At 42.2% G+C, this 13,380-nt stretch carries 12 protein-coding genes and 1 pseudogene; 10 read left to right on the top strand and 3 right to left on the bottom strand.

Annotated elements, in window-relative coordinates; all coding sequences use genetic code 11:
- Nucleotides 1–113 precede the first annotated feature (113 nt).
- The 6 genes from SB660_RS16115 (at nucleotide 114) to SB660_RS16090 (ending at nucleotide 7,846) form a co-directional block, all read left to right on the top strand.
- Complete coding sequence (locus tag SB660_RS16115; protein ID WP_410583302.1) at nucleotides 114–1,247, top strand: CdaR family transcriptional regulator; 1,134 nt, start codon at nucleotides 114–116, stop codon at nucleotides 1,245–1,247.
- Nucleotides 1,248–1,324: 77 nt separating this feature from the next.
- Nucleotides 1,325–2,734, top strand: coding sequence for a glycolate oxidase subunit GlcD (glcD, locus tag SB660_RS16110; RefSeq protein WP_410583300.1), 1,410 nt, complete (start codon nucleotides 1,325–1,327; stop codon nucleotides 2,732–2,734).
- A complete protein-coding gene (locus tag SB660_RS16105) occupies nucleotides 2,731–4,071 on the top strand; it encodes a (Fe-S)-binding protein (protein WP_410583297.1) in 1,341 nt (446 codons plus the stop codon). The genes glcD and SB660_RS16105 overlap by 4 nt, the downstream gene beginning before the upstream one ends.
- A gap of 77 nt (nucleotides 4,072–4,148) precedes the next feature.
- Nucleotides 4,149–5,636, top strand: a complete 1,488-nt coding sequence (locus tag SB660_RS16100; protein WP_410583295.1) for a spore germination protein — start codon at nucleotides 4,149–4,151, stop codon at nucleotides 5,634–5,636.
- 12 nt (nucleotides 5,637–5,648) lie between these two features.
- A complete protein-coding gene (locus SB660_RS16095) occupies nucleotides 5,649–6,749 on the top strand; it encodes a GerAB/ArcD/ProY family transporter (protein ID WP_180310687.1) in 1,101 nt (366 codons plus the stop codon).
- Entirely contained in the window at nucleotides 6,746–7,846 is a 1,101-nt protein-coding gene (locus SB660_RS16090) for a Ger(x)C family spore germination protein (protein ID WP_410583293.1), read from the top strand. The genes SB660_RS16095 and SB660_RS16090 overlap by 4 nt, the downstream gene beginning before the upstream one ends.
- 44 nt (nucleotides 7,847–7,890) lie before the next feature.
- Here the strand turns inward: SB660_RS16090 and SB660_RS16085 are convergent, their stop codons facing one another.
- A complete protein-coding gene (locus tag SB660_RS16085; RefSeq protein WP_008346618.1) occupies nucleotides 7,891–8,121 on the bottom strand; it encodes an excisionase family DNA-binding protein in 231 nt (76 codons plus the stop codon).
- Between the two features lie 404 nt (nucleotides 8,122–8,525).
- Between SB660_RS16085 and SB660_RS16080 the strand changes: the two genes are divergently transcribed.
- Nucleotides 8,526–8,885: a hypothetical protein gene (locus SB660_RS16080; protein ID WP_339162744.1), complete on the top strand. Its 360-nt coding sequence runs from the start codon at nucleotides 8,526–8,528 to the stop codon at nucleotides 8,883–8,885.
- A 53-nt stretch (nucleotides 8,886–8,938) separates the two neighbouring features.
- Nucleotides 8,939–9,541 (top strand): undecaprenyl phosphate transporter UptA, encoded by a 603-nt coding sequence (uptA, locus tag SB660_RS16075; RefSeq protein WP_410583290.1) that lies wholly within the window; start codon nucleotides 8,939–8,941, stop codon nucleotides 9,539–9,541.
- A 39-nt stretch (nucleotides 9,542–9,580) separates the two neighbouring features.
- Here uptA and SB660_RS16070 read toward each other — a convergent pair whose 3' ends face one another.
- Nucleotides 9,581–10,402 carry a uroporphyrinogen-III synthase gene (locus SB660_RS16070; RefSeq protein WP_180310685.1) on the bottom strand — a complete coding sequence of 274 codons (822 nt, stop codon included), beginning with the start codon at nucleotides 10,400–10,402 and terminating at the stop codon, nucleotides 9,581–9,583.
- A gap of 143 nt (nucleotides 10,403–10,545) precedes the next feature.
- Here SB660_RS16070 and SB660_RS16065 point away from each other — a divergent pair, with 143 nt between their 5' ends.
- On the top strand, nucleotides 10,546–11,166 hold the full coding sequence (locus tag SB660_RS16065) for an acetate uptake transporter (RefSeq protein WP_410583288.1): 621 nt from the start codon (nucleotides 10,546–10,548) through the stop codon (nucleotides 11,164–11,166).
- 39 nt (nucleotides 11,167–11,205) lie between these two features.
- Here SB660_RS16065 and SB660_RS16060 read toward each other — a convergent pair whose 3' ends face one another.
- Entirely contained in the window at nucleotides 11,206–12,225 is a 1,020-nt protein-coding gene (locus SB660_RS16060; protein ID WP_058015580.1) for an LLM class flavin-dependent oxidoreductase, read from the bottom strand.
- A gap of 176 nt (nucleotides 12,226–12,401) precedes the next feature.
- Here SB660_RS16060 and SB660_RS16055 point away from each other — a divergent pair.
- Nucleotides 12,402–13,380, top strand: a pseudogene (locus tag SB660_RS16055) (BclA C-terminal domain-containing protein); the annotation flags it as partial.

Genomic DNA, 13,380 nt, shown 5'->3' with positions numbered 1-13,380 from the left:
TTTCATCTACTTCCTATGCGTTGTTTATTTTAGCATAACATATGAAAAGAAAGATATGCCTGAGCATATGATGGTATGATAGTGTAAAAAGAAACATCTCGGAGGGGACCGTTTTGCTCACAATGACACTGGCAGAAAAAATCGTAGATGAGGTCAAAAAGGTACTGACGGAAGAAATCATCATCACACAAACTAACGGTACCATTATTGCTGCAACAGATCCAGCACGCATTGGTCAATTTCATGAAGGCGCATATGTCACGTCCTTAGAAGGGCAGAAACGAATTCTTACAAAGGATGATGTGCTGCATATGAAAGGCGTTAAAGCCGGTATCAATCTGCCTATTTATTTTAAGCAAGAAGTCATTGGTGTGATTGGAATGACAGGCGATCCAAGGCATGTGTCCCCTTTTGGCGACATTTTACGAAAAATGACGGAGCTGCTCATTCAAGAGCATGAATTTTTTCAAGAAACGGAAACAGATGAACGGCAGCTTGAAGCCTTTGTATTCGACTGGCTCCATCTGCCAGAGACATCTGTTGATATGACCGAGAAGGCAAAGCGGCTTGGTCTTGATGTCAACAAGCAGCGTGTGGTTGTACTCATTGATTGCCAAGATGAATCGTTTATGAAGCAGGATCAATACAAACTGATGAAGGACAAATTGCACCTGACCAATCAGGAAATTATTGTGCGCTGGGGGCATGCCCGTTTTTTGCTCATGCTGCAAACCACACCAGATGGTCGTGCTACATGGCACAAGCGCCTGTTCCATATCCATGCTGCGCTCGCAGCGCTTTCACCATCGAGGGTTTTCATTGGCGCGGGAAAACCAGCAGCTTCTCATGTCATGAAGCAGTCTTTTCATCAAGCTTTTCGCGCTTTAAAATTGGCGCATGCTGAAACACCGATTGTGTTTGATGAAGATTTGACACTTGAACTTTTTATGGAGGAAATCAGTCAGGAAACAAAAGATGCGTTTCTTGATCGAACGATTACATCCCTTTTCCCCTATCCTGAACTAGTGAAAACATTGCGGGTACTCATAGCTTCAGATTACTCTTTGAAACATACAGCGGAAGCCATGCATGTCCATATTAATACACTTCATTACAGATTAAAACGGATTCAGGATTTAACGACACTTGATCCAAAGCGCATGCAAGATGCGATGCTTTTTTATTTGGCCTTGCTCCTTTTAGATCATGATACAAAAAAAACTATAAAACAGCCTGATATTTTGTAGAATCGTCCATAGGCATGTGACGGTTCTTTTTTTATACTGGTAGAAACGAGACGTTAAATGAGCGGGAGTGATTGTATATGCTGGATTCAGAATTTTCAAATCAATTAAAAGAGATTGTTGGGGCGTCGTATGTCCAAGACAGCAAGGCAGATCGTCTTGCCTACTCTTATGATGCGACACCAAATTTTCAGCAGATGCCAGATGCCATCGTGTCACCTCGCACGGCGGAGGAAGTGCAGCAAATTGTTAAACTCTGCGCCACTCACAAGGTGCCGATCGTCCCAAGAGGTTCAGGGACGAATCTTTGTGCAGGAACATGTCCTACCCAAGGCGGGTTGGTGATTCTCTTTACTAGAATGAACCAACTTTTAGAAATAGACGAAGAAAATCTAACCGCAACGGTGCAGCCGGGCTTGATTACGCAGGAGTTCATTCATCAAGTAGAGGAAAAAGGTCTCTTCTACCCGCCTGACCCAAGCTCTATGAAAATTTCCACATTAGGCGGCAATATTAACGAAAACTCAGGGGGCCTGCGGGGGTTAAAGTATGGAGTGACAAGAGATTATGTCCTTGGGCTTGAAGTGGTTCTGCCAAATGGTGACATTATCAAAACAGGCGGAAAGCTTGCAAAGGATGTCGCTGGATATGATATGACTCGATTGTTCGTTGGTTCAGAAGGAACGCTCGGGATTGTCACAGAAGCGGTGCTGAAGCTCCTGCCGCTTCCAGAAACGAAACAAACGATGCTTTGTTTATACGAAAGCCTGGAAGAAGCTGCGACTTCTGTCTCGGCCATCATTGCTGAGCGTATCATTCCTGCCACATTAGAATTTATGGATCAGCCGACCCTTGAAGTCGTTGAAGATTTTGCAAACATTGGCCTGCCTACTGACGTTCAAGCCGTGTTATTAATTGAACAGGACGGCAACCCCGAAGCTGTTTCTCGTGATATCCAAAAAATCGCAGAAGTCTGTGAGCAGCACGGGGCTAAAAGCGTGAAAATCGCACATTCAGAAGATGAGGCAAGTGCGCTTTTAACATCGAGACGCTCTGCTTTATCTGCTCTCGCTCGATTAAGCCCTACAACGATTTTAGAAGATGCGACCGTTCCCCGGTCTGAAATTGCCCATATGGTTCGTGCAATTGAAGACATTGCCCGAGAATACGAGGTGAACATTTGTACCTTTGGTCATGCAGGTGATGGGAATTTACACCCCACTTGTGCTACAGATGCAAGAAATGAAGAAGAAATGACACGTGTAGAAGCTGCCTTTCAGGCCATTTTTGAAAAAGCCGTTGCACTTGGCGGCACCATCACAGGCGAACATGGCGTTGGTCTCATGAAAGCCCCCTATTTGGAGCTGAAGGTCAAAAAAGAAGGAATCGCTGCAATGAAAGCGATCAAACAGGCGCTTGACCCGGCAAATATCATGAACCCAGATAAAGTGTTTGGAAAATCCTCAAGAAAGCGGGTGGTGGTCTCATGAGTTCTTCTTCTAAGCAAAAAGAGATCCAGCAGCAGTTTCAGGAGCAAATGGATGAAAAGGAGCTGCTTAATTGCATGCGCTGCGGCTTCTGCCTCCCTTCCTGCCCTACCTATATTGAATCTGGACAACAAGAAACGCACTCTCCCCGGGGCCGAATTGCATTAATGAAAGCTGTAAGAGATGGCGTCATTGAACCAGATGAAGATGTTGAACATTCACTTAATCTTTGTCTCGGCTGCCGTGCATGTGAACCTGTTTGTCCTTCTGGCGTCAAGTATGGACAGCTGCTAGAAGATGCAAGAGACATTATTCAACAGCACAAAAAACAATCGCTTCCTGTCAAATTGATGAGACGAGTTGTGTTTAAAGGTCTCTTCCCTTCACAAAGTCGTATGCGGCAAGCTGCTAGCTTTCTTCGATTTTATCAAACATCTGGTCTTCAAACGGCTGCCCGCAAGACGCGCATACTGAAGGTGCTTCCCTCCCATTTACAGCTGATGGAACAGGCGCTTCCAAAGGTGCCGCCTCAAAATAAAAAACGTTTGAATGAATATAAAGCCATTGGTAAGACAAAAAAACGGGTGGCGTTTTTTACTGGCTGTTTAATGGATACGGTATTCTCAAGCACAAACGAAGCGACCATTCATCTTTTGCAGCTGGCAGGCTGTGATGTCGTCGTTCCTGCTATACAAACATGCTGCGGAGCGCTTCACGGTCATAGCGGAGAAAAAGACCAAGCAAAACAGTTAGCCAAGCGGAATATTGAAGCATTCGAGGAAACAGATGCCGCTGCCATTATCATGAATGCGGGCGGCTGCGGTGCCTTTTTAACTGATTACGGTCATTTGCTTCAGGATGATCTAGATTTCCAAAAAAGAAGTAAAGCCTTCTCACAGAAAATAACCGATATATCAAGCATTCTTGTGGAGCTAGAGTTTCACCGCAGCATGCCACTTGCGCTGCCAGCGCAAGTGATCACCTATCAAGATTCCTGTCATTTACGAAATGGTATGAATGTACAACAAGCGCCGAGGGTGCTCATGAAAGCCATTCAAGGAGTAACGTTTAAGGAAATGAAAGATGCCGGCCGCTGCTGTGGATCAGCAGGAATCTACAATATCTTGCAGCCCGATATGTCGATGCAGATTTTAGATCATAAAATGGCAGAAGCCAACCACACAGCAGCGGCTGCCATTGTTACGTCGAATCCAGGTTGTCAATTACAAATGGCAGCAGGCGTCAAAAAGGCAGGACATACGCCCAGCATGAGAGCGATTCATCTGGCTGATTTTTTATTAGAAGCCGTTCAATATGGAAAAAAAGCGTCTAGCTCATGAAGCTGAACGCTTTTTTTATGCATATCTTCAGACGATTGGTTGGATAATAGAGGCAAATCGCGAAAGGAGATGTTCAAGTGCTGAAGAAAAATAAACCTCATCAGAAAGACCCGAATTCAGTATTTGAAGCATTATCTCGTTCCTCTGATTTTATTAATGAATTATCAAGCTCCGGAGGTTTTCTTTATCGAATTTCTTTTTTTCGACCTTTAATTAATGGCAATTTACTTCATGAACAAATCTTGCCTTTTATTCAACAATTGCATTTGACACCCACTCTTGAAGAGCTGAAAGAACACATCCCAATTGAACAAGCTGTGATTACAAGTGACCTTCAAAAAGTGGAAGAAGCTCTTCATCGTGGCAGTATTGCTGTTCGAATTGAGACAGACTGGGGCAAAACGCTCCTTTTACCGATTGAAGAAAAGAAAGGCAGACAAGTGAGTCAACCTGAGATTGAATTCGGGATTATCAGTGCGCAGGAAGCCTTTGTGGAAGGGCTGGATACAAACTTAAACTTGCTCAGACGCAGACTGCCAACCCCTGCTCTTAAAGTAGTTGAACACACAGTGGGAACCCTTTCTCAAACGAAAGTAGCCGTTGTATACATAGAGGATATCGCCAACCCGCAGAACATTGAAACCGTTCTTCAGCGGATTAAAGATGTTGATTATGACCAAATTCTAGATTCAAATTATCTTGCGCAAATGCTTTATGATGTGTCCAATACAATCTTTCCATTATTTTTAAATACAGAAAGGCCAGACAGGGTTTCTTCAGGTTTAACAGAAGGAAAAATAGCCATTATGGTTGACGGTTCGCCTCATACCCTGCTTGCACCTACAATATTACTCGAGTATTTTTCTACAATGGAAGACTATAACATGTCTTGGATCGCAGCATCCTCCTTTCGGCTGTTACGCATTTTTGCTGTGATATTTTCTATTTTCGCAACTCCCTTTTATGTTGCCATTTTAACGTTTCATTATGAACTGATTCCAAAGGACTTATTAGAAACGATTGTAGCATCACGCTATCTCGTACCCTTTCCGCCAATTATAGAAGCATTATTTTTAGAGGTATCCATCGAGCTGCTTAGGGAAGCCGGGTCTCGCCTTCCAGCAAAAGTCGGACAGACACTCGGGATTGTTGGAGGTATTGTGATCGGGCAGGCAGCAGTTGCAGCAGGATTAACAAGTAATATTCTGCTTATTATTGTCGCATTATCAGCTCTTGCCTCTTTTGTCACACCGATTTATAAAATGGGGACGACCATTCGGCTCTTACGCTTCCCATTTCTTTTTGCCGCACAAGCGTGGGGAGCGCTCGGAATTGCGCTCATGGGAGCTTTCCTTCTTACCCACTTAATGAAATTAACGTCTATTGGCCGTCCTTACTTAGAACCTATCTTTCCACTTCGATTGGCCGATTTAAAGGGCAGTTTGATTCGACCTCAGCTCCGATTTTTGAATAAACGCCCAGAGAACTTACGCCCGCCAAATGAAACGATACACCACCAAAAGCCGAAGCAAGGCCGCAAGGGGAAAAATGATTTTTATGAATAAGGAAGTGAAGGCATGAGCTCTTCTTCTGTAAAAGAAAAATTTCAAGTATCCCCTTTTTTTGTATTTTTTCTTGTCAATGCCAATCAAGTAGGAGTTGGTATTTTAAATTTCCAGACGAATCTTGTCCGGACGATTAATAATGATGGATGGATCGCCATTTTAATTGCTGGTGCAAGTGTCAATTTAATGATTTTCCTTATTTACTTTTTGTTTAAAAAAGCACCTGCTGACGAATTTAGTGACATTACGCAATCTGTGTTTGGTAAATGGCTCGGACAATTCATCAACATTCTCTACATTTTGTATTTTACTTCATTGTCTTTGATTGTGCTTGTTCATTATATTGATGTGATCCATGTTTGGCTGTTTAAAGAAATTCCCGGCCTCTTATTTGCATCAGTGCTTCTCATCCTTGTCTATTACATTCATACAGGCGGATTTAGAACAATCGCTGGTTGGGCATTCTTTAGCATTATCCTAACGTACTGGATGACCTTTATCTGCTTTTATGTCATGAAATATAGTCACATCCGGTTTATGTTCCCAATGTTTGATCATTCATTTTCACAACTCATGGTGGGGGTTAAAGATGCTTCTTTATCCATGTTTGGTTTTGGAACACTGCTTGTCTATTATCCCTTTATTAAAAAAGCACAAACGTCGCAAAAATTTGCACATATGGGGGCATTGCTGACCACATGCCTCAATTTGCTTGTATTTCTCGTCTCTATAGCGTACTACTCAAGTACTCAGCTCAAACTCACGAAATGGCCGACATTGACATTTACCAGCATTGTCAAACTTCCGTTTATCCAGCGCTTTGAATTTATTGAAGTGTCGCTATGGCTTTTGCTCATCGTTCCAAATATCGCCATTCCATTATGGGCCGCCAGCAGAATGGCAAAACAAGTGTTTCACACGAGCCAGCGCATCACGTTAATTGTTCTCAGCCTTCTCATTCTCGGCATGTTTTCATTTTTTATCGGAGCTACCTCTTTTGAGACATTTAATAAATGGGTGGAATATAGCGGATACATCCTCATCTATGGATTGATTGGATGTATGATCATTGGGCTGCTGCTGAAAAAAAGGTGGGTGAAAAAACGAGCATGAAACATTCTATTCTGATGTGTCTCATGTTATTTAGTCTGTTCTTAACGAGCTGCGCACAGCCTCGTCTCTTAGATGAATTAAGTATCTCGCAGGCGGCGGGATTTGACTTATTGGAAGATGGAGAAATGAAGGGCTTCTTTGTTTTCCCTGTTTTTAAAAGCGAAGAACAAGGAAGCTATCAAATTGTAAGTGCTAAGTCAAATACCATTAGTAATATTCAGTTTCTTGTTTCAGAAAAATCGCCTTTCCCCGTTGTCATGGGACAAGTACTCGTGATTTTAATAAGTGAAAAGCTGGCGAAAGAAGTGGGTATGATTGATTTGATGAATTACATCTATCGTGATCCGATCATTGGGTCAAGGCAAGTATTTGCCATAGTAGACGGAGAAGTTGAAGATTTATTGCATACAAAAATGAATCAAACCAACTTAAATATAGGTGTATATCTTTCAGATTTGCTCGCCCAAAACATGCGAAACGGCAATCAACCTGTCACCAATCAGCATATTTTTATGAATCAGATGATGGCAAAAGGCGTTGATGCTTACCTCCCTTACATTAAAAATACAAGCAACTCTATTAAAGTGTCAGGTGTCGCCCTTTTTGATCAAGAAAAAATGGTTGGGCATATTCCAGGGGAAGATACGTTTACGTTTAAAGCGATGATTGAAAATCACAAAAACGGGATTTATGAGTTTCGATTTAATGACAAAAAGAAAACACATGTCGTCATTGAAAATATTAAATCACATGTGTCTTATCATATAAAACCAACAGAAAACCTTACAAAAAAGCCTCATATCACCATTGATATCAAACTGAAAGGTGAATTAAAAGAATTCATGAAATCGAAAAAAATCGATACGCCTTCTATTTTAAAGCATGTCGAAAAAGAAGTTGAGGAGCGTGTAGCTCAGCAAGGAAGAGAACTTGTTCAATCCTTTAAAAATCAAAAAATTGATCCGCTTGGACTTGGTTTGAGATATCGCTCTAAAGATAAAGCCATGACACCAGAAAAATGGCAAAAACTCTACCCTGATGCAGATGTTCAAGTGAATTGTCATATGAACATTGTCCAAACTGGTGTCAGCCAATAAAAAAGACTGTACGAAAAGGCTCTCCCTTCTCATACAGTCTTTTTTTAATCTTCATCTTTTACGTCCGGGTCCTCAGGAATCGGTTCATTTAAGATGTCTTGAATGAGCTCTTTATATTGTTCTAGCTGTTTCATATGGGTTTGAAACTGCCCTTGATAAATGAGATATGATTCCCCGTCAAATACGTAGCGAATCTTTTTTTGCTGAATTAATTTTTCAACATATGCTTCAGATACTTCTAGGTATTCAGCTGTTTCTCCAATTGTTAAATACATGAATGTGCACCACCGTTCGTTTCATCTTACAAATTATATCACGAGGTGATGATCCTTCACATGACAAAGAGAAACTTTCGGTCCTATACTGCATTTTTCGTTGTAGGCTCAAGCAATATGCTGATTGACTTTCTGTTCTTCTTTTTTTAACTGCCTGCTTTGTCCCCTCTTTTCTCGCACAGTGCGAAATTGGACGTTCCAAGTAAAAAAGGAATGGGCCGCAGTCAACGGAGCAGCGTCTCTTCTCACCTATATTGTCTTATATGTCATGCAGCTAGCAGGTTTCTCATTATTCTTAAGTAAAGCGATTGGCACCTTTCTTGGCATGATGATCACTTTGAAGACAAACAAAGAGAGGTCATTGGCGTCCAGCAAGTGATCGTCTAGATGTCAGCAAGTATGGTATGATAAGACCAGCTAGAATAGACGGTCTAGTGTTTGAAGTCACAGACTTAGTGGAAAAGCCAGCTATTCATGATGCTCCTTCCGATTTAGCCATAATGGGCAGGGACCTTTTAACACCTATGTTACTAGGAATCGAGAGAGGTGCCGGAAACGAAATCCAGCTGACAAATGCGCTGAAAATCATTGCACAGGAATCACCCATTTATGCAAAACAATTAGATGGGATGAGATTTGACGTTGGTGATAAGCTCGGTTCATTTAAGGCAGCGGCTGAAATCGGATTGATACGTCATGATATGCGGCCAGCCATGCTAGCATATATGCAAAGCATACTCATGAGAGAAGCAAAACAAGCATAGGCTCTTATAAGGATGCTTGAAGAAAATTCGTATTTAAAGGCAGAGTGAAATGAATGGGAACCTTGTTTAATGAAATTTTAACCTGGCTGACAAGCCTTGGTTACGCAGGTGTTGCACTTGGACTGATGATTGAAATTATTCCGAGTGAAATTGTACTTGCCTACGGCGGATATATGGTGTCAACAGGAAGCATTGGTTTTGTTGGAGCCGTCATCGCTGGGGTCATTGGAGGAACGCTGGCCCAGTGCTTTATTTACTGGATCGGCCTTTACGGCGGCAGACCTTTTTTAACAAAGTATGGGAAGTATTTATTCATCCATGAGCATCATATTGCCACGGCAGAACGCTGGTTTGACCGATATGGAACAGGCGTCGTATTTACAGCCCGGTTTATCCCAGTCGTGCGCCATGCGATCTCGATTCCATCTGGTATTGCAAAGATGCCATTTCTCAAATTTGTTCTCCTGACCGGATTAGCCGCCATCCCTTGGTCTATCCTTTTTATTTACCTCGGTATGCAGCTTGGAACAAAATGGGACCACATTCAAAGTGTCGCTCACACGTATACAACACCAATTATGGCGATTGCCATTGTCCTGATTGTGCTATATTTCGTTTTGAAAAAAATTCGCACGAATCGAAAACGGACAATCTAACGAAAACGCCTTTCACTCATCATGTGAAAGGCGTTTTTTCTATGAGTGTGTCGATTGTTTTTTCATATACTGAGATAATTCTATAATCATTGCACCCATTCTCTCAAGTGCAGGGGCAAGAATTCGACTGACTCCCTCTTCTTTTAAAGCATCAGCTGTGACTTTTCCGACAGCAACAGCTAATACATGCTGCTCGAATAGATGTTGCAGCTCTTCTTTTTTGCCCCATTCTTCTGCTAATTTGAAAAAGGCATGGACCTGAACAGCGGTTGTAAAACAGACGGCATGCACCTTCCCTTCTTTCATTTCATGAAACAAAGTGTCAGCTGCCTCTGGTTCAGGAGGCGTGTGCTGATACGGCATGAGCTGCAAAACGTCTGCCCCCTTCTTATGTAAAAAGTCGATGAGAGCTGGTGCATTTTCGCCGTGAAGCTGCACCATAACACGTTTACCTTGAAGCTCTTTATCTTCTAACTTAGAAATGAGGTCACGAACGGTTCCGTCTTCATCAGACACATCGGGCTGAATTCCGTGTTTTTTTAGAGCCGCGAACGTTTTGTATCCTCTTGAAGCAATATGAGCATTTGATAAAATGTTCATAAATGCTTCTCCAAGTTGCAATTCTTCTGCACTTTCAATTAATGTATCTGTACCAATACCCGTTGTTAAAATCACCCAGTCAGCTCCCTTCTTTACAAAGGTTTCTATGCCTGGCTTTAACTCCTCTTTGGCTAAAAATACAGTGCCCTGAAGAGAACGAATAACAGCTTGTCCTCCTTGCTTTTCAACAAGTGTACTCATTTCTTCTGTTTTTCTTGTGCCGCATATGGCAATGGTTTTTCCAGCTAAGCCTTTACTCATTCTAATCCCTCTTTTTCTATCACATGTATTATGTATTAAATATAGATTTATTTGGAAGACGTTGCAAGTGTCTACTAAAAAAGAGCTTGACGTTTCTATCGAATTCGAGTATCTTTTGTAAGTGCAAATTGTAGGAGGTCATTATGGAAAAACAAAATGTTCAAGCAATTCGATTATCAATTGCAGACCCAACACCACTTGGTTTGTTTGGTTTAGCAATGGTGACGCTTGTTGCGTCTTCACAAAAACTAGGAATCACAGATGGCACATCCCTTATTTTACCTTGGGCTATCTTCCTTGGAGGAATCGCGCAACTCATCGCGTCCATACAAGATTCAAAGCATCATAATATTTTTGGAGCCACTGCCTTCGGCGCATTCGGTCTTTTTTGGATGGGCGTTGGAACGACTTGGCTCATTCAAGCTGGCGTTTTTGGGAAAACGCTTGCGGAAGCTGCGGACCCAAAACAACTAGGTTTTGCTTTTATTGGTTATTTGATTTTCAGCTTATTTATGACGATCGGTGCAATGGAAACACATAAAGTATTGTTTTTGATTTTCGTCTTTATTGATTTCTTATTCATCGGCCTTTCCCTTAGCTCGTTTGGTGTGATGTATGATGTAACTCATACGATTGCTGGTATTGCAGAATTAATTATTTCTCTTCTTTCATTTTATGGTTCTGCAGCTGTTGTACTCAATACACATTTCGGTCGTACAGTACTGCCAGTAGGACAACCATTTCGCGTGTTTACTAAAGCATAAATAAAAAAGAACTGCTCTTTGCAGTTCTTTTTTAAATTCTTATTTTTCTTGTTCCTCCTGAAATATCTCTGCAATGATTTCATAAGAACGCATTCTTTCTTGATGGTCAAACATATCAGAATTAATCATGACTTCATCTGCTTGAGTCGCCTCAATAAAGGCTTCTAACTCTTTTTTCACCTTTTGTTTATCCCCGATCATCGTCGAACTTAATTGTTCGTCCACCATTGCCTTCTCATATGGACTCCACAGCCCATCCATATTTTCAACAGGGGCTTTGAGTTTTCCTGGTGTATTACGAATGAGGCTCAAAAATCGCTGATAATGAGACGTCGCCAAATACTCAGCTCTCTCTGTTTGATCAGCAGCAAAAACCGTCACACCAACCATCGCATAAGGCTCTTTTAACACATCAGAAGGTCGAAATGACTGTCTGTATAATTCTAAAGCAGGAATGGTATTTTTAGGTGAAAAATGTGCTGCAAAGGCAAATGGCAGCCCTAGTTCTCCTGCAAGTCTTGCGCTAAAACCACTTGAACCAAGAAGCCAAATCGGAATATCCAGCCCTTCTCCCGGAACGGCTCTTACATGTTTTTTGACCTGGCCGGTCGGTTTGAAATATTGCCGAAGTTCTTCAAGCTGCTCAGGGAAGTCCTCTCCATTATGAAGATTACGTCTAAGTGCCCTTGCTGTTAACTGATCTGTTCCTGGTGCCCTGCCTAGACCTAAATCAATTCTCCCTGGATACAAAGTCTCCAGTGTTCCAAATTGTTCTGCAATGACGAGTGAAGAATGGTTTGGAAGCATAATCCCCCCAGAACCAACCCGGATCTTTTCAGTCCCTCCAGCAATATGTCCAATTAAGACAGACGTTGCTGAGCTCGCAACCCCTTCCATATTATGGTGCTCCGCAAGCCAATATCTATGGTAGCCCCACTTCTCAGCTTTTTTTGCTAAATCCATACTATGTTCAAATGACTCTTTGATTGTGCCACCTTCTGTTACAGAGGATAAATTTAACACGGAATATGCTGCGTGTTGTAAAACTGATTGACTCATAAATGATGTCCCCATTTCTGTCAAAAATCATACTAGTTTCATACTTTCAACACCATAACATAAAACGATTTAATTTTTAAATCATTTGATTCGATGAACTTCGAACTAAAAAATATCATTTAGCTCAATTCCGCTTTTTAAATTTCTACATAGAATAAAATATTAACTTTTAGGAGATGGGGAATTTGTATAATCAGTACGATAACAAATGTCCCTTTTGCGGAAAAAAGCATGATTGGCAACCTCACTACAGAAAATCTCGTCACGATAGACCTCTATTTGATGATTGCCCTCTTCTTAAACGAGAATGTAAAAAGAAAAAAGTTGTTAAACATCACAGCACTTGTGCTAAAGCAAAAGGACGGAAAAAAACAAATAATAAGATTGTAAAAAGAGGTCCTACCGGAGCTACTGGCGCAACTGGTGTAACTGGTGATACAGGTCCTACTGGAGATACCGGTTCTACTGGGGCAACTGGTGTAACCGGAGATACTGGTCCAACGGGACCTACTGGTGCCACTGGTGCAGGATTAACAGGAATTGAAACGTTTGATCCGGTAGTCAGTCCTACTTACCAAGTAGGGCAAGTAGTGACCTTTAATGGAAGTACGTATGTAGTAAATACTGCACCACCGTCAGGTACACCAGATACTTCCCCAGACTACACATTACTGGCTGCAGAAGGATCAACTGGCGCAACTGGTGATACTGGTCCTACTGGAACCACTGGTGTAACTGGAGATACTGGTCCAACAGGAGCCACTGGTGCAACTGGAGATACCGGACCAACAGGAGCCACCGGCGTAGGCTTAACGGGTGTCATCGCATTTGATCCAGCAGTGGCTCCAACGTATCCAGTAGGGCAAGTAGTGACGTATCCAGTAGGCCAAGTGGTGATGGATGAAAGAGGAACGATACTCGTCGATACGGGACTGCCAACAGCAACGTATCTCGTTAACACGGCACCACCAACCGGCACGCCAGATACGTCTCCAGATTATACGTTGTTGGCAGCAGCAGGTGAAACAGGAGCTACTGGTGTAACTGGTGATACAGGTCCAATGGGACCTACTGGTGTAACTGGAGATACCGGTCCTACTGGAGCCACTGGTGTAACCGGAGATACCGGTCCTACTGGAACCACTGGTGTAACTG

This window comes from Bacillus sp. SIMBA_005 (genome assembly GCF_046535585.1).
Taxonomy (GTDB): Bacteria; Bacillota; Bacilli; order Bacillales; family Bacillaceae; genus Bacillus; species Bacillus pumilus.
This window is presented reverse-complemented; position numbering and strand designations above follow the sequence as displayed.